At 66.3% G+C, this 21314-nt stretch carries 22 protein-coding genes; 9 read left to right on the top strand and 13 right to left on the bottom strand.

The window, feature by feature from the left end:
• Positions 1-996 (top strand): acetyl-CoA C-acyltransferase (locus LQT98_RS00730; RefSeq protein WP_231460773.1); only part of this gene is annotated, 996 nt, incomplete at its 5' end.
• A 31-nt stretch (positions 997-1027) separates the two neighbouring features.
• Here LQT98_RS00730 and LQT98_RS00735 read toward each other — a convergent pair.
• Positions 1028-2257 carry an amidohydrolase gene (locus tag LQT98_RS00735; RefSeq protein WP_231460774.1) on the bottom strand — a complete coding sequence of 410 codons (1230 nt, stop codon included), beginning with the start codon at positions 2255-2257 and terminating at the stop codon, positions 1028-1030.
• A gap of 152 nt (positions 2258-2409) precedes the next feature.
• Between LQT98_RS00735 and LQT98_RS23995 the strand changes: the two genes are divergently transcribed.
• Positions 2410-3945 (top strand): thioredoxin family protein, encoded by a 1536-nt coding sequence (locus tag LQT98_RS23995; protein ID WP_269325880.1) that lies wholly within the window; start codon positions 2410-2412, stop codon positions 3943-3945.
• Between the two features lies 1 nt (position 3946).
• On the opposite strand, the gene LQT98_RS00745 is transcribed toward LQT98_RS23995, so the two are convergent.
• Positions 3947-5128, bottom strand: a complete 1182-nt coding sequence (locus LQT98_RS00745; RefSeq protein WP_231460775.1) for a GGDEF domain-containing protein — start codon at positions 5126-5128, stop codon at positions 3947-3949.
• Between the two features lie 167 nt (positions 5129-5295).
• Between LQT98_RS00745 and arfB the strand changes: the two genes are divergently transcribed.
• From arfB to LQT98_RS00765, 4 genes are all read left to right on the top strand, one after another.
• On the top strand, positions 5296-5703 hold the full coding sequence (gene arfB, locus LQT98_RS00750; RefSeq protein WP_231460776.1) for an alternative ribosome rescue aminoacyl-tRNA hydrolase ArfB: 408 nt from the start codon (positions 5296-5298) through the stop codon (positions 5701-5703).
• 81 nt (positions 5704-5784) lie between these two features.
• Positions 5785-7407, top strand: coding sequence for a methyl-accepting chemotaxis protein (locus LQT98_RS00755; protein WP_231460777.1), 1623 nt, complete (start codon positions 5785-5787; stop codon positions 7405-7407).
• Positions 7408-7484: 77 nt separating this feature from the next.
• The gene (locus tag LQT98_RS00760; protein WP_019101381.1) at positions 7485-7691 is read left to right on the top strand and encodes a hypothetical protein; all 207 of its coding nucleotides are present in this window, start codon (positions 7485-7487) and stop codon (positions 7689-7691) included.
• Entirely contained in the window at positions 7688-8299 is a 612-nt protein-coding gene (locus LQT98_RS00765) for a 3'-5' exonuclease (protein ID WP_231460778.1), read from the top strand. Before LQT98_RS00760 ends, LQT98_RS00765 begins: the two co-directional genes overlap by 4 nt.
• 20 nt (positions 8300-8319) lie before the next feature.
• Here the strand turns inward: LQT98_RS00765 and LQT98_RS00770 are convergent, their stop codons facing one another.
• Entirely contained in the window at positions 8320-9252 is a 933-nt protein-coding gene (locus LQT98_RS00770) for a LysR family transcriptional regulator (protein ID WP_231460779.1), read from the bottom strand.
• Between the two features lie 119 nt (positions 9253-9371).
• Between LQT98_RS00770 and LQT98_RS00775 the strand changes: the two genes are divergently transcribed.
• Complete coding sequence (locus tag LQT98_RS00775) at positions 9372-10181, top strand: phytanoyl-CoA dioxygenase family protein (RefSeq protein WP_231460780.1); 810 nt, start codon at positions 9372-9374, stop codon at positions 10179-10181.
• Positions 10182-10187: 6 nt separating this feature from the next.
• On the opposite strand, the gene LQT98_RS00780 is transcribed toward LQT98_RS00775, so the two are convergent.
• The 5 genes from LQT98_RS00780 to rpe form a co-directional block, all read right to left on the bottom strand.
• Complete coding sequence (locus tag LQT98_RS00780; protein ID WP_231460781.1) at positions 10188-10523, bottom strand: GNAT family N-acetyltransferase; 336 nt, start codon at positions 10521-10523, stop codon at positions 10188-10190.
• Between the two features lie 180 nt (positions 10524-10703).
• Complete coding sequence (trpE, locus tag LQT98_RS00785; protein ID WP_231460782.1) at positions 10704-12167, bottom strand: anthranilate synthase component I; 1464 nt, start codon at positions 12165-12167, stop codon at positions 10704-10706.
• Positions 12168-12305: 138 nt separating this feature from the next.
• Entirely contained in the window at positions 12306-12974 is a 669-nt protein-coding gene (locus LQT98_RS00790) for a phosphoglycolate phosphatase (RefSeq protein ID WP_231460783.1), read from the bottom strand.
• A gap of 78 nt (positions 12975-13052) precedes the next feature.
• Positions 13053-13808 carry an SDR family oxidoreductase gene (locus tag LQT98_RS00795; protein ID WP_231460784.1) on the bottom strand — a complete coding sequence of 252 codons (756 nt, stop codon included), beginning with the start codon at positions 13806-13808 and terminating at the stop codon, positions 13053-13055.
• 29 nt (positions 13809-13837) lie between these two features.
• On the bottom strand, positions 13838-14518 hold the full coding sequence (gene rpe / locus LQT98_RS00800) for a ribulose-phosphate 3-epimerase (RefSeq protein ID WP_231460785.1): 681 nt from the start codon (positions 14516-14518) through the stop codon (positions 13838-13840).
• Positions 14519-14625: 107 nt separating this feature from the next.
• On the opposite strand from rpe, the gene apaG reads away from it, so the two are divergent.
• A complete protein-coding gene (apaG, locus tag LQT98_RS00805; protein ID WP_231460786.1) occupies positions 14626-15006 on the top strand; it encodes a Co2+/Mg2+ efflux protein ApaG in 381 nt (126 codons plus the stop codon).
• 192 nt (positions 15007-15198) lie between these two features.
• A complete protein-coding gene (locus tag LQT98_RS00810; protein ID WP_231460787.1) occupies positions 15199-16992 on the top strand; it encodes an ABCB family ABC transporter ATP-binding protein/permease in 1794 nt (597 codons plus the stop codon).
• A gap of 142 nt (positions 16993-17134) precedes the next feature.
• Here the strand turns inward: LQT98_RS00810 and LQT98_RS00815 are convergent, their stop codons facing one another.
• From LQT98_RS00815 to LQT98_RS00835, 5 genes are all read right to left on the bottom strand, one after another.
• Positions 17135-17530 carry a hypothetical protein gene (locus tag LQT98_RS00815; protein ID WP_231460788.1) on the bottom strand — a complete coding sequence of 132 codons (396 nt, stop codon included), beginning with the start codon at positions 17528-17530 and terminating at the stop codon, positions 17135-17137.
• 71 nt (positions 17531-17601) lie between these two features.
• A complete protein-coding gene (locus LQT98_RS00820) occupies positions 17602-18324 on the bottom strand; it encodes a metallophosphoesterase (protein WP_231460789.1) in 723 nt (240 codons plus the stop codon).
• A gap of 133 nt (positions 18325-18457) precedes the next feature.
• Positions 18458-19123, bottom strand: a complete 666-nt coding sequence (locus tag LQT98_RS00825; RefSeq protein ID WP_231460790.1) for an HD domain-containing protein — start codon at positions 19121-19123, stop codon at positions 18458-18460.
• A 104-nt stretch (positions 19124-19227) separates the two neighbouring features.
• The gene (locus LQT98_RS00830) at positions 19228-20154 is read right to left on the bottom strand and encodes a pseudouridine-5'-phosphate glycosidase (RefSeq protein ID WP_231460791.1); all 927 of its coding nucleotides are present in this window, start codon (positions 20152-20154) and stop codon (positions 19228-19230) included.
• A 26-nt stretch (positions 20155-20180) separates the two neighbouring features.
• The gene (locus LQT98_RS00835) at positions 20181-21263 is read right to left on the bottom strand and encodes a PfkB family carbohydrate kinase (protein WP_231460792.1); all 1083 of its coding nucleotides are present in this window, start codon (positions 21261-21263) and stop codon (positions 20181-20183) included.
• Positions 21264-21314: the final 51 nt, after the last annotated feature.

Consider the following 21314-nt stretch of genomic DNA (forward strand, 5'->3'; position numbering starts at 1 on the left):
GGCCAGGCGCCGGCGCGCCAGGCGGCGCTGGGCGCCGGCCTGCCGCTGGCGGTGAACTGCACCACGGTCAACAAGATGTGCGGTTCCGGCATGAAGGCGGCGATGCTGGCCCATGATTTGCTGCGCGCCGGCAGCGCGCGGGTGATGGTGGCCGGCGGCATGGAGAGCATGAGCAACGCGCCCTATCTGATGACCAAGGCGCGGGCCGGCCTGCGCCTGGGCCATGGCGAAATCAAGGACCATATGTTCCTGGACGGTCTGGAGGACGCTTACGACAAGGGCAAGCTGATGGGCGTGTTCGCCGAATGGTGCGCGGAGAAATACGGCTTCAGCCGCGAGGCCCAGGACGCCTTCGCCATCGCCTCGCTGAACCGCGCCCAGGCAGCCATCCGCGATGGATTGTTCCGCGACGAGATCGCGCCGGTGACGGTCAGCGGCCGCGGCGGCGAGCAGGTGGTGGACACCGACGAGCAGCCCTTGAAGGCCAATGTCGACAAGATTCCAACGCTGAAGCCGGCGTTCAAGAAGGACGGCACGGTGACGCCGGCCAACGCCAGCTCCATTTCCGACGGCGCCGCCGCGCTGGTGTTGATGACGGCGGAGGAGGCGGCGCGCCGCGGCCTGCGCCCGCTGGCCCGCATCGTCGGCCACGCCACCCACGCCCAGGAGCCGGGCTGGTTCACCACCGCGCCGGTGGAGGCGATCCGCAAGCTGCTGGCCCGGGCGGGCTGGAGCGCCGGCGACGTCGATCTCTACGAGATCAACGAAGCCTTCGCCGTGGTGACCATGGCGGCGATGCAGGACTTGGGCCTGCCGCACGACAAGGTCAACGTCCACGGCGGCGCCTGCGCGCTGGGCCATCCCATCGGCGCTTCCGGCGCGCGCATCATCATCACCTTGCTGTCGGCGCTGCGTCAGCGCGGCGGCAAGCGCGGCGTGGCCAGCCTGTGCATAGGCGGCGGCGAGGCGACGGCGATGGCGCTGGAGTTGCTGTAAGAGCTTTTCAGACGGTGAAGCCTGGTCGGGCCTAGCCCTCGGCCCACCAGCCCGGCCGGCCGCCGCGCAGCACGCCGCGCACCGGCTTGCGGCGGGCGATCAGCTCGGCGGAGCAACAGGCGTCCACCAGGGTCAGATCGGCGGCGTCGCCGACTTGCGGCCACGCGCGGCGGCCGGCGTCGTCCAGCGGCGTCAGGCCGCGGCTGATGTGGCGCAAGGCGCGGCTCAGCGAGTATTCATCGTTCCAGCCGTGGCGCTCGCCCAGACGGCTGGCGCGCTCGACGATGCTGCCGCTGTTGTAGGGCGTCCAGTGGTCGTTGATATTGTCATTGCCCAGGCTCAGCGGAATGCCGTGCGCGGCCAGCACGCGCGGCGGCGGCATAGGCACGTCGATGGGCGCCGCCGACACGATGGCGATGCCGCTGGCGGCCAGCGCCGCGCACACCTGGTCCAGCCGGGCCGGTTCCAGTTCCCCCAAGCAGTAAGCGTGGCTGACGCTGACCCGGCCAGCCAGGCCGGCCGATTCGCTCAGCCGCGCCAGCCGTTCCAGCGTATGGGCGCCCAGCTCGCCGCGATCATGCAGATGCAGGTCCACCGGCGCATCGTGCTTGACCGCCAGCTCCAGCGTGGCATTGAGCGAGCGTTCGATGTCGCCGTCCACGCTGGCCGGGTCCAGCCCGCCCACCACATTGAAACCGGAGGCCAGCGCCTGGTCCATCAGCTTGAGGGTGCCGCCGGACAGCAGGCCGTGCTGCGGGAAGGCGACCAGCTCGTAATCCAGCCAGTGCTTGCGGCTGTCCAGCGCCAGACGCACTTGCTCCATGGTGGCGAGACCGGCCACCGGGTCCACATTGCAATGCACGCGGGCGAAGGCGACGCCGTCGGCGGCGATCAGGTCCAGCAGCGCTTCGGCGCGGCGCCGGGTGTCCGGCAGGAAATCCAGCAGGAAACCTTGTTCCTCGCGGATGCGTTCCGCCACGCTGACGAAGGGCGTGGCGGCGCGCCAAGGCCCGCCGTAATGGCCTTTGTCCAGGTGGATGTGCATGTCGGCGAAGGCCGGCAGCGCCAGCCAGCCGCGCGCGTCTCGGCGCGGCCGGCCATCGTCAGGGACGGCGTCGAAGCGTAGTTCGGCGATGCGGCCGTCGGCGATCAGCAAATGGGCGCGGCGGGTGGCGGTGGCGACAATCTGGCCGGCGGCGTCGCGTTCGAAGCCGTCTTCCAGCAATAGGGCGCCAAGCCAGTAGGCGGGTAGGGCGGTCATGCGAGCTGTCCTTGCGGCGGGAGTGGCGGCGTCGCGCGGCGCGCGCGCGACAATGGATTTTTTATCGCTAAGCACAGAAGGGATTGCACTTTATTACGTTCGAATAATTGCGTTAGCATGGTTCGACAAACCAACTCTAAGAGAATTCTGCGATGAAGCTTACCTTGATCTCGCTGGCTTTTGTCGCCGCCAGCCTGGCCTTGCCGGCGCAGGCGGCCTCCGCTCCGGCGGATGGACATGCGCTGCCGCCCGGCATCGCCTGGCTGCAGGGCGATGTGGCGGCGGCCTTCGCCAAGGCCAAATCGGAAAACAAGCCGCTATTCCTGTACTGGGGCGCGGTATGGTGCCCGCCGTGCAATCAGGTCAAGGCCACCATTTTCAACCGCCAGGATTTCATCGCCCGCGCCCGCCAGTTCGTGCCGGTCTACCTGGACGGCGACAGCCCGGACGCGCAAAAACTGGGCAGCGAGTTCAAGGTACGCGGCTATCCGACCATGATTCTGTTCCGGCCGGACGGCGCCGAGATCACCCGCCTGCCGGGCGAGGTGGATCCGGAGCGCTATCTGCGCACGCTGGAGCTGGGGCTGGTGGCGGCGCGGCCGGTGAAGGCGCTGCTGCGGGCGGCCTTGGACGGCGACAAGCTGGCGGACGGCGACTGGCAATTGCTGGCGGATTATTCCTGGGACACCGATCAAGCGCAGATCGTGCCGGAGAAACAGGTGGCGGCGACGCTGGCGCGCCTGGCGGACAAGGTGCCGGCGCAGCCGGCGGCCACCGCGCAGCGGCTGAAGCTGAAAGCGCTGGCCGCAGCGGCCAGCGAGGAGGCACCGGTGGCGGACCGAGGGCAGGGGCTGGCCGTCGCGCGCGCCGCCTTGGCGCAGCCACGCGCCAATGCTGACATCCTGATCAATAGCGCCGCCGACATCGTCAAGGCCTTGAGTGCGGACGGGGCGGAGCGTCAGGCGCTGGCGGCGCAATGGAACGCCGCGCTGGAAAAACTGGCCGCGGACGCCGGCTTGTCCACCGCCGATCGCCTGGGCGCCTTGTCCTCGCGGCTGACGCTGGCGCGCTTGAACCAGCCCAAGGGCGAGCTGCCGCGGTCCTTGCGCGAGGAAGTCAAACAGCGGGTGGCGGCGGCGGACAAGGCCACCGCCAATCCCTATGAGCGCCAGGCGGTGATCACCGCCGGCGCCGACCTGCTGACGCAAGCGGGCTGGCTGGATGAATCCGACGCGCTGCTGAAGGCGGAGTTGGGCCGCTCCCACGCGCCGTACTACCACATGCTGATCCTGGCCTCCAACGCCAAGCAGCGCGGCGACAAGGCGGCGGCGCTGGACTGGTATCGTCAGGCTTATGAGGCCGCCAACGGCCCGGCCACGCGGCTGCAATGGGGTGTCAGCTATCTGAGCGGGGCGATTGAGCTGGCGCCGGCGGACGAGAAGCGGATCGAGAGTACCGCCAGCGCCATTTTCAAGGAAGCGGGCGGCACGCCCAGCGCCTTCTACGAGCGCAATCGGCGCTCGCTGGAAAAAGCGGTGAACCGGCTCAAGGCCTGGGGCCGGCAGCAACAGCAGGCGGCGGCGCTGGCGCGGCTGGCCGGACAGCTGGACGAGGTGTGCGCCAAGTTGCCGGCCGGCGATCCGCAAAAGCCGGTGTGCGAGGGCTTGGCGCTGTCGGCCCGGTCTTGAGTCATACCGCGGCCGGCAGCGCCGACAGCATCACCTTGTCGCGGCCGTGATGCTTGGCCTGGTAGAGCATGGCGTCGGCCTCGCAGAACAGGCTTTCCAGCGAGGCGTGGCTGCTGTTCAGGCAGGCCACGCCCAGGCTGGCGGTGAAACGCAGCCGCGCGCCGGTGTCCGGCAGCGGCAGTTCGATGCGGGCGATGGCGGCGCGCAGCCGTTCCGCTACTTGCGCCGCCTGCTCGCGGCCGGTGTCCGGCAGCAGGATGCAAAACTCCTCGCCGCCGTGGCGGCCGATCAGATCGGTCTGCCGCGCCTGGCGGCGCAGACAGTCCGCCAGCTCGGTCAGCGCCTGGTCGCCGGTCAGGTGGCCGTGACGGTCGTTGATGCTTTTGAAATGGTCCAGGTCCAACACGATCAGTGACAGCGCGCGCCGTTCGCGCTGGGCCTTGCGGAAGGCGGCCACCGCTTCCTCGTCGAAACTGCGCCGGTTCAGCAAGCGGGTCAGGCTGTCGCTGCGCGACTGCTGCAGCAATTGGTCCATCGCCCGTTCGTACACCAGATAGAGCTGGCAAACCACCACGCCGTAACCGGTCCATTGCGTCATCAACAGCAGCAGGTTCTGCCTTTGGCCGGCCACTTCCAGTTCCGGCTCTCCCGAGGACAGCGCCAGCGCCAGCCGGGTCAACTCCAGCAGCAGGGTCAGCACCGCCAGCGCCGAGGCCAGCGATTTGCCGGCGCGCGGCTTGTCCTGCTCCGCCTGCCACAAGCGCCAGGAAATCATTCCCCACAGCAGGCAGCCACCCAGCGAAAAGATGGCGTGGCGCGCCAGCGCCGAGTGGGCCAGGCCGTTATGGGTGAACAGCAGCAGCGGCACGAAGATCAGCGCCAGCCCCAAGGGCAGGCTGTAATGGCTGGAATGATTGTAAAAACGTTCGATGCCGATCAGCACCTGCAGGGCGGCCAGCTGGATCAGCAGCTTGGAGCTGATCGAGATCAGCGCCTGATCCAGCTCCAGCGGCGCCAGATAGAGCAGGCCGGCCGCCGCGTCCAGCAAGCCGCCTATGGCCAGCGCCAATACGGCGGGCTGGCGTTGGCTGCGGCGCCAGAACAGGAAGGTGACCAGGGAGATGACCAGGCTGTAGCCGGCGGTACAGGCCAGCGTTGTCCGTGGGTCGAGGAAAAATGACATCGTGTTCTACTAGCAAAGAGCGTCTGGCTGGGTATCGGCCAGGCAAGCGCAAGACAATAGCAGTCTATTGATATCCATACAATTTCACTCTGAAATAAAACGCCGCGCCATGCCATGGGATGCGGCGGGTGCGCTACAATTATCCCTTTTGATTGTTGGTCTGCATCATGGACAAGCCGCAGTATCCGATCAGCGAGCGCGAAGTGGAATTCAGCGCGATGCGCGCGCAAGGCGCGGGCGGGCAAAACGTCAACAAGGTATCGTCGGCGGTGCATCTGCGCTTCGATGTGCGCGCGTCCTCGCTGCCGGAATGGCTGCGCGAGCGCCTGCTCGCGCTGGCGGACCAGCGGCTGAACAAGGATGGCGTGCTGGTGATCAAGGCGCAGCAGCACCGCACCCAGGAATTGAACCGCGCCGACGCGCTGCAGCGCCTGCAAGCCTTGATCGACGCCGTCAGCCACACCCCCAAGGCGCGCCGCGCCACCAAGCCCACTTACGGCTCCAAGCAGCGCCGCCTGGCCGGCAAGACCCGGCGTGGCGAGGTCAAGTCGCTGCGCGGCAAGGTGGACTTGTAGCCGGCCCAATTGCTTCGGTGAAATCGCGGGGATGTATTAGTGTTAATGCTGAAGGCATGAATACTGAGAAGGGAGGCCGCGATGTGGAGTCTGACAATCCGGGCGCAGCTGCGGCTGTTGGCATGCGGGGCGGTGGTGTCCTGCCTGTTGATCGGCGCGGTCGGCTATCAAAGCACGGCGCAACTGGTGCGGAATATCTACGAATTGCTAGATAGCCAGGGGGCTGTGCGCCGGCAGATGGATGCCGACATGATGCATGACGCGGTGCATGCCGATGTGCTGGCGCTTTTGTTGGCGCAGAAAAACGGCGATCGTGAGGCGCTCAGCGATATCCGCAAGGATGTCGACGAGCATCGCAAGCGTTTCCTTGGCGCGATGAAGGAGAACCAGGACAAGCTCAGCGATCCAGCGGCCCGCGCCTTGCTGCAGCAGATCCTTCCCGTGGTGGAGCGCTATACCGCGACCGCGACCGCCATCATCGCCGGTGGGTTTGAGCATCCGGAGACGGCCGCCGTGAGTTTGAAGGGTTTTCAGCAGGATTTCGCGCTGCTGGAAGACAAGATGGAAAAACTGGCCGACGCCATCGACAACGGCTCGCGACGGCAGAGTGATAGCTCGGTGGCGCAGGTGGGGGGGGCCGCGGTGGTCATCATCGTGGCGGCGGTGGCCGCGGCGCTGCTGATGGCCTTGTTGTGTTGGTGGGTGGCGCGCTCGATGCTGCCGCCGATCGAGCACTTCAAGGACGCGGCGCAGCGCATAGAGCGCAGCGGGGATTTGTCGATCCGGGCGCCGGTGGGCCGCAACGATGAGTTGGGCGCCGCCATCGGCGAATTCAACACCTTGATGGATACCTTGCAGGGCATTGTCGGCAAGGTGGGCCAGACCTCCGGCGCGTTGGGCGGCTCGGTAGACGAGATCGCGCAGTTGACCCTGCGGGTGGGGCAGGCTAGCCAGCAGCAGACCGATTCGGCCCAGTCCATGGCCGGCGCCATCCAGCAACTCGCCGATCATCTGGCCAGCGTGGCCGAGCACGCCGACAGCACCTTGCAGATCGCCGGCGAAGTGGGGCAATGCTCGAGCGAAGGCAGCAGGGCGGTGCAGCAGACCGTGGGCAATATCGGCAACCTGGCCCAAACCATTCATCACAGCGCCAACAGCGTGCAATTGCTGGAGGGCGATATCCGCAAGATAGGCGGCATGGTGAATTCGATCCGCGGCATCGCCGATCAAACCAATCTCCTGGCCTTGAACGCCGCGATAGAAGCCGCGCGTGCCGGTGAATCCGGCCGCGGCTTCGCCGTGGTGGCCGACGAAGTGCGCGCGCTGGCGGAGCGCACCGCGCAGGCGACGGCGGACATCGTCAACGTCATTTCCCAGCTGCAGGCCACCTCGGAGCAGGTGGTCAGCGGCATGGAAAACGGTGTTGGCCAGGTGGAGGAAGGTGTGGAACTCGTGAAACAACTGGGCGGCATGGTGGACCAGATCGGCCGTCAGGCCGGCGTGGCGGAGGAGCGCATCCGCAATATTTCCCGGCTGCTGGACAACCAGAAGGCGGCCGGAGCGCAAATCCTGGTCAACGTCGACGCGGTGACCGAGCATGCCGGAACCACCAGCCGTTCGGTGGAACAAGTACAGGACGAATTGCTGCAGCTGCGCGGCCATTTTGGTGAACTGAGCGAGTCCATCCGCCACATGCGCGTTTGATCCGGTTTGGCCGCCACGGCCGGCGCGGGTAGAATGCACGGTTTTTGACACGCCGAAGCGGCGCGGAGGATGCGGCCATGGCCAAAAAACAGAAACAGGACGAACTGGACGAGGAAACCCGCGCGCTGCTGGAATGGTGCGCCGAGGTGGAAACCCATCTGGTGGCGGCCGGCGCCACGGTGGCGGAGGCGCAGGAGCATATCGAGGAACAGGCGGAGTGGTATACCGACCAGTACTACGACGGCTTGAGTCCGGAAGAAGCGGCGCGGGCGGCGCTGAAATGAGTCGACGCATCGCCGTCATCGATTTCGAAACCAACGGCGCGTCCCCGGGACGCGATTGCCGCGCCACCGAAATCGGCGTGGCGCTGCTGGAAGACGGCCGCATCGTCGATCGCTATCAAAGCCTGATCAATGCCGGGGTGTGGATTCCGCCGATGATAGAGCGGCTGACCGGCATCAGCAACGCGATGTTGCGCGACGCGCCGCCGCCGGCGGTGGCGATGGCGGAGGCGGCGCGTTTCGTCGGCGATACGCCGCTGGCCGCGCACAACGCCAGCTTCGACCGTAAGTTCTGGGACTACGAACTGGCGCAGCTGGGCCTGGCGCGCAGCCAGGATTTCGCCTGTACCCTGCTGCTGTCGCGCCGGGTGTTGCCGCAGGCGCCGGACCACAAGCTGGGCACCCTGGCGCGCTGGTTGCGCTTGCCGGACACCGGCCGCGCCCACCGTGCGCTGGCCGACGCGGAAATGGCCGCGCATTTGCTATCGCATCTGCAGGGCGAACTGAGCAGCCGCTATGGCGCGCACCTGTGCGGCCATGGTCAGCTGTGCGGCATGCAGAAGATCAGCGCGGCCAAGATAGGGCAGTATCTGCAGGCTCAGGCCGGCTGAGACCTCGCGCGGCGCAAGGTTCATCCCGCGTTGCCGGGCGCGCCGACGCCAAACTCCGGCCTGGCGGCGAACCAGCCCTGGGCCAGTTCGCGCAAGGCGGCGATGGCCGGCGTGTCCGTGCGTTCCCGCAGGCAGGCCAGCACGATGCGTTGCGTCGGCAGCGGATCGGCGATGGGCCGCAGCGCCAGCGGACGGCCGTCATAGCTGTGGTCGCCGCTGGGCCGGGTGTAGGCGATGGCCACGCCCAGTCCGTGAGCCACCATGCCGCGTTGCAGTTCAAGACTGCGCACGGTTTCCAGCCGCGCCGGCCGCAGGCCGTGCATGCGCAGCAAGTCCAGAAAATGCGCACCGCTGTATGCCTGCTCGGTCAGCAGTAGCGGCCATTCGCATAATTCCCTCAAACTCACTTGTTCACCCCGCGCCAGCGGATGGTCGGCCGCCAGCAGCGCGTGGGGCGCCAGCGTGCGCAGTTCGGTCAGCGCCAGCGCGGGCGGCAGCGCCAGATCGTAGCTGATGGCGGCGTCCAGCCCGCCTTGCAGCAGTTGCGGGCCGATCAGGTCGAAGCCGCACTCCCGCGGCTCCACGCGCAAGGACGGGTGCCGTTCGCGCAGCGCGCTCAGCAAGGGCGGCAGGCAGTAAGGCGCCAAGTCCTCGAAGCAGCCCAAGGCCAACTCCCCGGCCAAGGATGCCGCGCCGTCGGCCAGCCCCTCCAGAGCCATCGCGGCTTCCATGGTTCGCCGCGCCTGCGCCAGCGCTTGCCGGCCAAACGGCGTCGTCGTCATGCCGGAGCCGCGCGCGCGCACGAACAGGGCCTGGCCCAGGATCTCCTCCAGTTCGCCGATGGCGGCGGATACCGCCGGCTGGGAGACGTTCAGCCGTTCAGCCGCCGCGCTGATGCCGCCGTGACGGGCCACCGCCAACGCGTAGCGCAATTGACGCAAGGTCAGCTTCATCGCTTTTTCCGAGGAGGATGATCAAAACATATTATTTTATTTTGGCATGGACTTGTGGCGATAGTGAGGACGGGCGCCCGCAGTGGCGGAGTGCATCCATACAAGAGGAGGAGAAGCCCATGTCAGCCTGTCCCGAAATTTCCACCGCCGACATCGCCGCCTTTCAGAGCGACGGCGCCATCTGCCTGCGTGGCCTGTTCAGAGATTGGGTGGAGGTCATCGCCGCCGGCATCGAGCGCAATCTGCAGGCGCCAGGCCCCTATGCCGGCAATGTGGTCGCCGCCGGCGAGCCGGGGTCCTTCTTCGAGGATTATTGCAACTGGCGGCGCATTCCCGAATTCGAAGCGGTGGTGACGGCGTCGCCGGCCGCCGCCGCCGCGGCCACCCTGATGCGCTCGGCTGGCGCGCAATTCTTCCACGAGCATGTGCTGGTCAAGGAGCCGGGCACCCACAAACCCACGCCCTGGCACCAGGATATTCCGTATTATTTTGTCGATGGCGAGCAGACCGTCAGCTTCTGGATTCCGGTAGACCCGGTGCGCGAGGCAACGCTGCGGCTGATCGCCGGCTCCCACCGTTGGGAGGAATGGGTGCGGCCGGTGCGCTGGAAGGACGACTCCGGCTTCTACGAGGGCGATGCGCGCCGCTATCGCGACGCGCCGGACCCGGACCGCGAACCGGGCATGACGGTGCTGGAGTGGGCGCTGGAGCCGGGCGACGCGGTATTGTTCGATTTCCGCACCGTGCATGGCGCGCGCGGCAATCCCGGCGGCGGACGGCGGCGCGCGCTGTCCTTGCGCTGGCTGGGCGACGACGCGCGCTACGTAGAGCGTCCGGGCCGCACCTCGCCGCCGTATCCGGATCACGGCATGCGGCCGGGTCAGCGCCTGCGCGAGGATTGGTTTCCGGTGTTGTGGCCGGCGGCCTGAGGTCTGTCAGGCGGTCCAGCGCATCAGGAATTCGCCGTCGGCGTATTGGATATCGACAAAGCCTAGGCGCAGGTAGAGCCGTCGCGCCGGATTACGCTCCAGCACGCTGAGTTCCAAGGCGGCTCCGGCGTGTTCGGCCTCGCGTTGCAGACTGCGGATCAGCTTGCCGCCCAGGCCGCGGCCATGGCAGTCCGGCAGCAGTTGCAGCTGGATCAACTGCCAGGCGGGGAGCCGGCGCGCGACTTTGAGCAGGCCGATGTCCCGCTCGCCTTCCATGATGATGGCGGCGTGTTCGAAACCATGGTGGATGCGGCTCAGATGCGCGTCCTCAGCGCAGGGCATGCGCGCGGCTTGTAGATGGGGGCCCATGCTGGCGCGGCGCAGCGTCAGCAGGAAGGCCAGGTCGTCGCGCCTGGCGGGGCGTAGCGTGATGGTGGGATTCAGCGTTTGGCTCCTGGAGTCGGCGCAGCATGGCTGGTGCGCTTGCTAAAACGGCCCGCCAAGGCGGGCCGTTTGTTTGGCTTAGGCGTCCAGCCCTTGCTGGGCCAGCGCCGCGGCGCGCAGGACCGCGCGCGCCTTGTTCTGGGTTTCCTGCCACTCCATTTCCGGCGAGGAGTCGGCGACGATGCCGGCGCCGGCCTGCACGTAGAGCATGCGGTTCTTCAACACCGCGGTGCGGATGGCGATGCACAGATCCATGTCGCCGTTGAAGCCCAGATAGCCGACCGCGCCGCCGTAGATGCCGCGCTTGCTGGGTTCGTACTGGTCGATGATCTCCATCGCCCGCACCTTGGGCGCGCCGGACAGGGTGCCGGCCGGGAAGGTGGCCTTGAGCACGTCGATGTTCGATGTCTCGGGGCCGACCTTGCCCTCCACGCTGGACACGATGTGCATCACGTGGGAATAGCGCTCGATCGCCATATTGTCGGTGACGCGCACGCTGCCGGTGGCGGCGACGCGGCCCACGTCGTTGCGGCCCAGGTCCATCAGCATCACGTGTTCGGCGATTTCCTTGGGGTCGGCCAGCAGCTCGGCCGCCAGCGCTTCGTCCTGCTCGCGGCTCTGGCCGCGCGGGCGGGTGCCGGCGATAGGGCGCACGGTGACGGTGTCGCGCTCGCGGCGCACCAGGATTTCCGGCGAGGCGCCCACCACGTGGAAGTCGTCGAAGTGGTAGAGGAACATATAGGGCGACGGGTTCAGGCTGCGCAGCGCGCGGTAGAGGCTGAGCGGGGACTCCGCGAACGGCATCTGCATGCGCTGGGACAGCACCACCTGCATGATGTCGCCGTCTTGGATGTAGCGCTTACAGTCGGCCACCGCGTCCTTGAACGCCTGTTCGCCGTATTCCGACGCCGCTTGCGAGGCCTGGGACGGCAAGGACAGCGGCACTTCCTGCGGCTCGCGCAGGCGCGCGCGCAGCTGGGCCAGCCGCGCCTCGGCCTTCAGCAGCGCGTTGGGCACTTCCGGATCGGCGTAGACGATGAGAAACAGCTTGCCGGACAGATTGTCCACCACCGCCAGTTCCTCGGACACCATCAGCAGCATGTCCGGGGTGCCGATGGCGTCGGGCTTGGCGGTTTCGGCCAGCCGCTTTTCGATGTGGCGTATGGTGTCGTAGCCGAAGTAGCCGACCAGGCCGCCGGCGAAGCGCGGCAGGTTCGGCTGCGGCGGGGTGCGGAAGCGCTGCTGGAAGGCTTCGATGAAGGCCAGCGGGTCGCCGCTGTGGCGTTCTATCACCTTGTCGCCGTATTCCACTTGCACTTGCTGGCCATTGACCCGCAAGCGGGTATTGGACGGCAGGCCGATGAAGGAGTAGCGGCCGAAGCGCTCGCCGCCGACGACGGACTCCAGCAGATAGGAATAAGGCTGGTTGGCCAACTTCAGATAAACCGACATCGGGGTGTCGAGGTCGGCGAACAGCTCCAGGCTGACCGGGATGCGGTTGTAGCCGGCGGCGGCCAGGCGGTTGAATTCTTCATGGTTCATGGCGGGTCCTGCGCTTTTGCGGTCGTGGTGAGGTCGAATGCAGCTTGTCAAACAGGCATTGAGCGACGCCATCGGCATCCAAGCCGGAATCCTAGGTTCATCATGAAGTTGTCATCCGTAAAAAAAGTTATCAGCTGATCAGCTATTCTTCATCAAATCGTAAAGTTCGGCAATATTGGCCACCACCAGATCCGAGCCCAGCGCGGCGGCGTCGGCATAGCCGTAGCTGACGGCCACGGCGGCGCAGCCGGCATTGCGCGCGGCCAGCACGTCGTTGGCGGAGTCGCCCACCATCGCCATTTGCTCCGGGGCGATGCCCAAGACCTGGCAAACGTGCTGCAAGGGCAGCGCCGACGGTTTCTTTTCCGCCAGGGTGTCGCCGCCGATGATCAGGCTGAAGTGGTCGCGCAGGCCCAGCTGTTCCAGCAGCGGCAGCGCCAGCCGCTCGGATTTATTGGTGATCACCGCCAGCGGCAGCTGCAGCGCGCGCAACAGGCCCAGGCCGTCGGTCACGCCCGGATAGATGCTGGTGTTGTCGCTCAGGTGCTCGCGGTAGTACTGGATGAAGAAGACGTAGCCGCGTTCCCACAGCGCCGGATCAGCCTGGCCGTCGCGCTCATTGGTCAGCGCGCGGTGCACCAGGCTGGCGATGCCGTCGCCGACGTGCTCCTGGATGCGCAGCGCCGGCAGCGGCGGCAGGTCCAGGTGTTCGCGCATGGCGTTGGCGGCGGCGGCGAGATCGGGAATGGAGTCGACCAGGGTGCCGTCCAGATCGAAGGCGACGGCTTTGATGTGTTTCAGATTCATATGCGTTTCAGCGCGGCGGCCTTGGCCGCCGCTTGTGCTTGTCGCGCGCGTTTGCGCGCGGCGGATTGTAAACAGGCGTCAGCCCAGGTTGCGGATGTCCACCACGGCTTGCAAGCCAAAGGCCGGCGACAGCAGATGGTCGACGATGCGGCGCGCGGCGGCGGCCGGGGTGCTCAGTTCTCCGTCCGCCTTCAGCGCGTCGAAGCGGGCTTTCTGCGGAAACTGCTCGGTGTCGCTGCCGCGGATGCTGGCCTGCATCTCGGTGTCCACCACGCCGGGATAGAGCGCGACGATTTGCGCGGCGTTGGCCTGGCCGGCCTGTTCCACGGCCACGCTGCGGCTGAAGTGGTCCAGCCCGGCCTTGGTGGTGCAGTACACGCTCCAGCCCGGATAGGGCTTGGCCGCGGCGCCGGAGGATATGTTCAGGATGCGGCGGCGGGCCTTGAGGCCGGCGCTGGCGCGCAGCAGCGCGTCGGTGGCCAGCATGGGCGCGGCCAGATTGATCGCCAGCGCGCGCACCACGTCTTCGGCCGGGTAATGGCCAGCCTGGGCGATGGGCGTGACCACGCCGGCGTTGTTGATCAGATTGAGGCTGGCGCAATCGGCCGGCTTCAGTTGTTCCACCGCTGCGGCGATGGCGGGCGCCACCGCGGCGGCGTCGGCGAGGTCGACGTCGAGGGCGATCAGGCGCTCCGGGTAGCGGCGCGTCAGCGGCGCCAGCGCGTCCACGGCGCCGCGCGCCAGGCCGGCGACGCGGTAGCCGTCGGCGAGCAGGGCTTCGGTCAGCGCCAGGCCAAGGCCGCGCGAGGCGCCGGTCACGATGAAGGCATGCATAGTCTGTGCTCCTGGTTTGAGGGCCGGTTTCAGCGGAGTTGGGCCAGCTCGGCGCGCATTGCGTCGATCACGGTCTTGTAATCGGCCTGGCCGTAGATGGCGGAACCGGCGACGAAGGTGTCGGCGCCGGCCTCGGCCACCGCGCGGATATTGTCGGTCTTGATGCCGCCGTCCACTTCCAGCCAGATTTCGCCGCCGTGCCTGGCGGTGTATTCATCGATGCGGCGGCGCGCCTCGCGCACCTTGTCCAGCGCGTGCGGAATGAACTTCTGGCCGCCGAAGCCCGGGTTCACCGACATGATCAGCACCATGTCTATCTTGTCCATCACATGATCGAGGTAGGACAGCGAGGTGGCCGGGTTGAACACCAGACCGGCCTTGCAGCCGGCGTCCTTGATCAGGCCCAGCGTGCGGTCTATGTGCTCGGAGGCTTCCGGGTGGAAGGTGATGATGTCGGCGCCGGCCTTGGCGAAGGCGGCGGCCAGGCTGTCCACCGGCTTCACCATCAGGTGCACGTCGATGGGCGCGTTGCTGTGCGGACGGATGGCCTCGCACACCATAGGCCCTATGGTCAGGTTGGGCACATAGTGGTTGTCCATCACGTCGAAATGGATAATGTCGGCGCCGGCGGCGATCACGTCGCGAACCTCTTGGCCAAGACAGGAAAAATCGGCGGAAAGAATGCTAGGGGCGATACGGAAAGTGCGCATAGGGCGTTGCTTTGGGCAAGGATGAACACGGGATGGCCACATTCTACCGCGCCAAATGCGGGACGGCGGGATAAAATAAAGCACAAACAACAAAAGGAGCGCAGAACATGGCGGAAAAAACCTACCGCGTCGAAGTCCAGGCCGAGCCGCATTACATCGAAGAGCAATCCAATATGGCCAACGACATCTATGTGTTCGGCTATCGCATCCGCATCACCAATACCGGCAGCGAACCGGCGCAGCTGATCAGCCGCCACTGGATCATCGCGGACGCCAACGAGCAGGTGCAGGAAGTGCGCGGCATGGGCGTGGTGGGCGAGCAGCCGCGCATCGAGCCGGGCCAGTCTTTCGACTATTCCAGCGCCACCCACCTGAAAACCCCCTACGGTTCAATGAAGGGCAGCTACCAGTTCCTGGCCGACGACGGCAAGCGTTTCGAGGCGGAGATCCCCGAGATGAACCTGGTGGCGCCGCGCGTGCTGCACTGAAACGCTCCCGCCGGCGGCGCTATTTTTCCCTGGGCCAGGTCCACCACACGATGAAGGTGGCCAAACCGCCGGCAATCGCCGCTTCCAGCAATAATATCCACATATCCGCTCTCCCTAGCGAGCGTTGATGATGTTCGCAAGACCGCTCAACTCTCACTTTGGAACAGCTTGTCGTCACAGGCAATCCCAAATATGCGTTTTACCCATTCCGGCCCGGCCCCGGGCAACCGCAACGACGCAGCGACGCTGAAGACGCTGCTGCCCTATCTGTGGGTGTTCAAGGGCCGCGTGCTGCTGGCGCTGTCTTGCATGATTCTGGCCAAGGTGGCCGCAGTCAGCGTGCCCTTGTACCTGAAAGACATCGTCGATCAACTCTCGGTGCCGGCCACCTTGCTGGCGCTGCCGGTGCTGGCGCTGGCCGGCTATGGCTGTGCCCGGCTGCTGTCCAGCGTGCTGGGCGAACTGCGCGACGCGGTGTTCGCGCGGGTGATACAGGGCGCGGTGCGCAGCGTCGCGCGCGGGGTGTTCCAGCACCTGCTGCGGCTGTCGCTGCGCTTTCATCTGGAACGCCAGACCGGCGGCATGAGCCGCGACATCGAGCGTGGCACCAAGGGCATAGGCTTTCTGCTGAACTTCACCGTGTTCAACATCCTGCCCACGCTGCTGGAAATCGGCATGGTCACCGCCATTCTGCTGCACCGCTACGCCTGGCCGTTCGCGCTGGTGACCTTCGCCACCATCGCCGTCTACATCGCCTTCACCCTGGTGGTGACCGAGTGGCGCACCGTCTACCGCCGCAGCATGAACGACCTGGACTCCAAGGCCAACGCCAAGGCGATAGACGCGCTGCTCAATTACGAGACGGTCAAATACTTCAATAATGAAGGCTACGAGGCGGCGCGCTACGACAAGAATCTGGCGGCTTGGGAGGCGTCGGCGATCAAGAACCAGGTATCGCTGTCCATGCTCAACGCCGGTCAGGGCCTGATCATCGCCAGCGGCGTCACCCTGATCATGGTGCTGGCGGCGCGCGAAGTGGTGGCCGCGCGGATGACGGTGGGCGATGTGGTGTTGGTGGCCACCTTCATCACCCAACTGTACGCGCCCTTGAACTTCCTCGGCTTCGTCTACCGCGAGATCAAGCATTCGCTGGCCGATATCGAGCGCATGTTCTCGCTGCTGGGAGCGAATGAAGAAGTGGCGGACGTGGAAGGGGCGGCCACGCTGGCCGCGCCGGCGGCCTCGGTACGCTTTGAACAGGTGGGCTTCGCTTACGAGAGCAAGCGCCGGATTCTGAGCGAGGTCAGCTTCGAGATTCCGGCCGGCAAGACATTGGCGGTGGTGGGCGCCAGCGGCGCCGGCAAATCCACGCTGTCGCGGCTGCTGTTCCGCTACTACGACGTCAGCCAGGGCCGCATCCTAGTCAATGGCCGAGATATCCGCGAACTGAGCCAGGACAGCTTGCGCGCTCATATCGGCATCGTGCCGCAGGACACGGTGCTGTTCAACGACACGGTGTATTACAACATTGCCTATGGCCGGCCCGGCGCCAGCCGCGAGCAAGTGATGGAAGCGGCCAAGTCCGCGCACATCCACGATTTCGTCAGCGGCCTGCCGGATGGTTACGACACCATGGTGGGCGAGCGCGGACTCAAGCTGTCCGGCGGCGAAAAGCAGCGGGTGGCGATTGCGCGCACCATTCTGAAGAATCCGCCCATCCTGATCTTCGACGAGGCCACCAGCGCGCTGGACTCGCGCACCGAGAAGGCGATCCAGCGCGAGCTGGCGGAAATCTCCGCCAACCGCACCACGCTGATCATCGCCCATCGGCTGTCCACCATCGTTGACGCCGACCAGATCCTGGTGATGGAGGCCGGGCGCGTGCTGGAGCAGGGCAGCCACCGCGAGTTGCTGGAGCGTGGCGGGCGCTATGCCGAAATGTGGCGCTTGCAGCAGACGGAGCAGCCGGCGACCGACGATGCCTGAAAACCTATTTACGATCCGCTGCGCGTCGTGACATGTGGCACGGTGAGTACCGCTTCGAAATGCTCATGTACCACGAGTACATTCTGTTTTCTCAGCGCTTCTCGCCTTGTCTCGCTCTTGCTCGCGAGACTCTGAACAGGCTCTAAGGCCTTGGTTTTCCAGCGGCCTTGAGTTCGCTCATCGCCGCCAGCACGCTATCGGCCAGCGTCAGCATGCGTTGGCAGTCCGCGGCCTGGGGCAGGGAGGAGACGTCCAGCGTTGGTGACAGTGCTTGCAGCGCGCGGCGGGCGCTGGCGGCGACATCGGCGGCCAGATTGAAGTCGCCGGGCGACAGCACCCGGCCATTGCGGATTTTCTTGTAGTACACGGCCGCCATCTGCGCGTACTGCGACGCGGTCTGTTGCGCGTCCAGGCTGGGGTCCAGCGTATCCAGCAGCGCCATGATTTCGCGGCAGGCCTGTTCCGCTGAACTCCAGCGCTTGTCCTGCTGCTGGCGTTGCTGCGCCTGGGGCTTGCTCGCGGCTTTCTTGCTGGCCATCTGGGGCTCCTGGAGGAAAAGACAGAGCGCCGCATTCTAGCCATCCCGGCCACGGCGCGCCAGCGGCCCGTTCAATGCAGCTGGAACTCCATCAGCCCATGCTCTTCGCTGGGCAGCGATAATTCGACGAAATCATTCAGGCAAAACAAGGTCAGCTTGCCGCCGTAGACCGCGCCGGTGTCCAGGTTCAGCACATTGTCAAAACGAGTGGCGCTGGTCTGCGGGGTATGGCCAACCAGCAGCAGCTCGACGCCGCTGACCACGCCGCCGCGGCCATTGCGCGCGCGTTCGCGCGACCACAGCGCGGTGTTGCGGCTGGCGTCCGGCAGAGTGCCGTTTTCCAGACCCGCGACCAGGGCGTCCCAGTCATTGTCCGGGCAATCGGCGTGCACCACGCCTATCTTGCCGCCAGCGCCGTCGGCGATCTCTATCGCGTAGGGCAGGCGCTGAAAGGCTGCGAGGCAGGCTAGTCGCTGCGCCGTGGGCAGGGCCAGCAGCCAGGAGCCGCCATTGTTGACGTGGCGGATCTCAGCCTGTTTGTCGCCCAGCAGCGAATCGATTGCCAATTGCTCGTGATTGCCGCGCACTGCGTGGAACCACGGTTGCGTCAGCCACTCCAGCACCGCGGCGCTGTCGGCGCCGCGGTCCACCATGTCGCCGACCGAGAACAGCCGGTCGCATGTGGGATTGAAGGCGGCCATTTTCAACAGCCGCGACAGTTGACGGAAGCAGCCGTGGATATCGCCTACCGCCCAGTCGCGGCCTTGGGTATTGCGTTGCAGCTTCAGAATCATGCTTGAACTCGGGGGTGGGGTGCGGATATTTTGCGCCATGCCGATGGTTTTGTCATCGTATTGATAGTTTCCAAACTAGAACTATTTTTGTTTGACTATCATTGGCTTAGCGAGTTCTGTGGCGAGTCTGAGCTTAGCCGGTCAGCCATTCCTGGCAGAATTGCCGGCGGAATTCGAACAGCGCTTGCAGCCGCTGCTCCGCCATCCTCCTGCCGGCCTCGGTCTGCATCATGCCTGGCAATTTAGCCAGTTTTACCTCGATATGGTCCAGCGCCCAGCGGCGGTCGTCCAGCTCGCGGTCTGCGCCCTGAGGGTCCAGCGGGTGGGCCAGCGCGGAATCCATGCGGCCGGCGGTGTAGAACAGCCGCGCCAGTCCGATGGCGCCCAGCGCGTCCATGCGATCGGCGTCCTGCACGATGCGCGCCTCCAGGCTTTGCGGCGCGATAGCGGCGCTGAAGCTGTGCGCTTCGATGGCGTGGGCGACGCCGTCGAGCTTGTGCTGCGGAAAGTTGTCGGCGGCCAGCAGCGCGCGGGCGCGCGTGGCGGCCTGGCGCGAGGCTAGATGGCGCTCCGGGTGGTTCTTGGGCAGGTTGACCAGGTCATGCAGATAGCAGGCGGCCAGCACGGTCAGCGCGTCGGCTTCGGGGTGGGCGTCCAGCAACTGGCGGGCGCAGGCCCAGACGCGGTGGAAGTGGTTGAGGTCGTGGGCGCCGTCGTCGTCGCCCGGCTGTTGCAGCAGCAACTGGATCAGGCGTTGGCGCCAGTTTTCCAGCGGGGTATCGCTAAGGGGGTGGCTCATTGCGGCGGTGGTGGGTTGGGGCAGAGGATTACAGCCCCAATCCGCACCGCCGTCAAGCCGGCGTTAAAAGCCGGTTCAATGTGTCGTTCTTGCTCGCGAGGCGCTTAGCCGGCGCTCAGCTCGCAGTAGCGCGCGGCGATCGCCGAGGCTAGGCGGGCGTTGTTCAGCACCAGCTGGATGTTGGCGGCCAGGCTGTTGCCGCCGGTCAGTTCGCAGACGCGGGCCAGCAGGAAGGGGGTGGATTCCTTGCCGGCCACGCCTTGCGCTTCGGCCTCGCCCAGAGCCTGCTCGATGGCGGCGTCGATCTTGTCGCGCGGCATCGCGTATTGCTCCGGAATCGGGTTGGCCACCACCACGCCGCCGCGCAGCTGCAGCTGCCACTTGGCCTGCATCGTGGCGGCGATGTCGGCGGCTTCGTCCAGACGGTGGTCCAGCTTGAAGGCGCTGTCGCGGGTGAAGAAGGCCGGCAGGTGGTCGCAGCGATGGCCGATGACCGGCACGCCATGGGTTTCCAGGTATTCCAGCGTCAGGCCCAGGTCCAGGATGGACTTGGCGCCGGCGCAGACCACGGCCACTGGGGTTTGCGCCAGTTCCTGCAGATCGGCGGACACGTCGAAGCTGCGCTCTGCGCCGCGGTGCACGCCGCCGATGCCGCCGGTGGCGAATACGCGGATGCCGGCCATCGCGGCGATGATCATGGTGGTGGCCACGGTGCTGGCGCCGCTGCGCTTGCCGGCGACGATGAAGGGCAGGTCGCGGCGGCTGACCTTGGCGATGTCGCGACCGCCCTTGCCCAGGTATTCGATCTCGTCCGCGCTCAGGCCGGCTTTCAAGCGGCCGTCGATGATGGCGATGGTGGCCGGCACCGCGCCGTGGGCGCGGATTTCCGCTTCCACTTGCAGCGCGGTTTCCACGTTCTGCGGATAGGGCATGCCGTGGGAGATGATGGTGGACTCCAGCGCCACCACCGGGCGGTTGGCGGCCAGGGCGGCGGCGACTTCGGGATGGATGTCGAGATGGGCGTTGTGCATTGCGTGCTCCTTAGTTGATGACGAGATCAGGCGTTCAGATAGGCTTCCACCGCCGCGCGCGACAGTGAAGGGTTGTTGGTGGCGGCGGAGGACAGCGTCAGCGCGGCGCAGCCGCGGGCGAAGCGCACGCTGTCCGCCAGCGGCAGCTCATTGAGCCAGCCCCAGGCCAGGCCGGCCATCAGCGCGTCGCCGGAGCCGGTGGTGTTGACGATGGCGCAGTCCGGCGCGTCCAGCCAGCCATCGCCGGCTTCGCCGCTGTAATAGATGCCGGCGCCGGCCATGCTCAGCACCACGCGGCGCACGCCCTGGCCATGGAACCAGCGCGCGGCGTCCGGCGCGTGTTCCGGGCGTTCCAGCGGCAGGCCGGACAAGGCGGCGGCTTCCAGACGGTTGGGCTTCAAGGTGTGGATGCGCGACAGCCAGGGGCGGATGCGCTCGGCCTTGAACGCGGAGACCGGATCGATGAACAGCGGCTTATCGCCGCTTTCGGCGATCAGCCAGGCCAGCGCGTCGGCGCATAGATTGGTGTCGGCCACCACCGCGCCGGCGTGGCGCACCAGCTCGCGCTGCGCTTGCAGCCGTTCCGGCGTCAGCCGCTTGAGGATGTCCATGTCGTTGATGGCCAGCGCCATGTCGCCATCGGCCTGCTGGATGGACAGATAGGTGGAGGTGGCGGCGTCCGGCAGCGTCAGGCAGCCGCGCACGTCGACGCCGGCGCGCTGGGTGGCCTCCAGCAGCGAACGGCCGTGGATGTCGTCGCCCACCACCGAGACCAGCCGGCAGTCGGCGCCGAGCCGCGCCAGATTTTCCGCGACGTTGCGCGCCACGCCGCCGGGCGAGCAGCGCACCTGGCCGGGATTGGAGTCGCCGTGGCGCAGTTCAGCGGCGGCGCTGCCGACAATGTCCATATTGGCGCCGCCGACGGCGGCGATATAGCGCTGCTCGGCCAGGATGTAGCCTTTGCCGCGGATATGCCCCTTTTGCACCAGATTCATGATGTGCCCGGCCACCGCCGAGCGGCTGATGCCCAGTTGATCCGCCAGCTCCTGCTGCGGGATCAGCGGATCCAGGCGCAGCAGAGAGAGGATTTGTTGTTCCCGCTCAGTCATCAAACATTTGTCCGTTTAGCAAACATTTGTTTGATGTTACCGCTATGGCAT

The sequence above is a fragment of the Chromobacterium aquaticum genome (genome assembly GCF_021129195.1).
Taxonomy (GTDB): Bacteria; Pseudomonadota; Gammaproteobacteria; order Burkholderiales; family Chromobacteriaceae; genus Chromobacterium; species Chromobacterium aquaticum.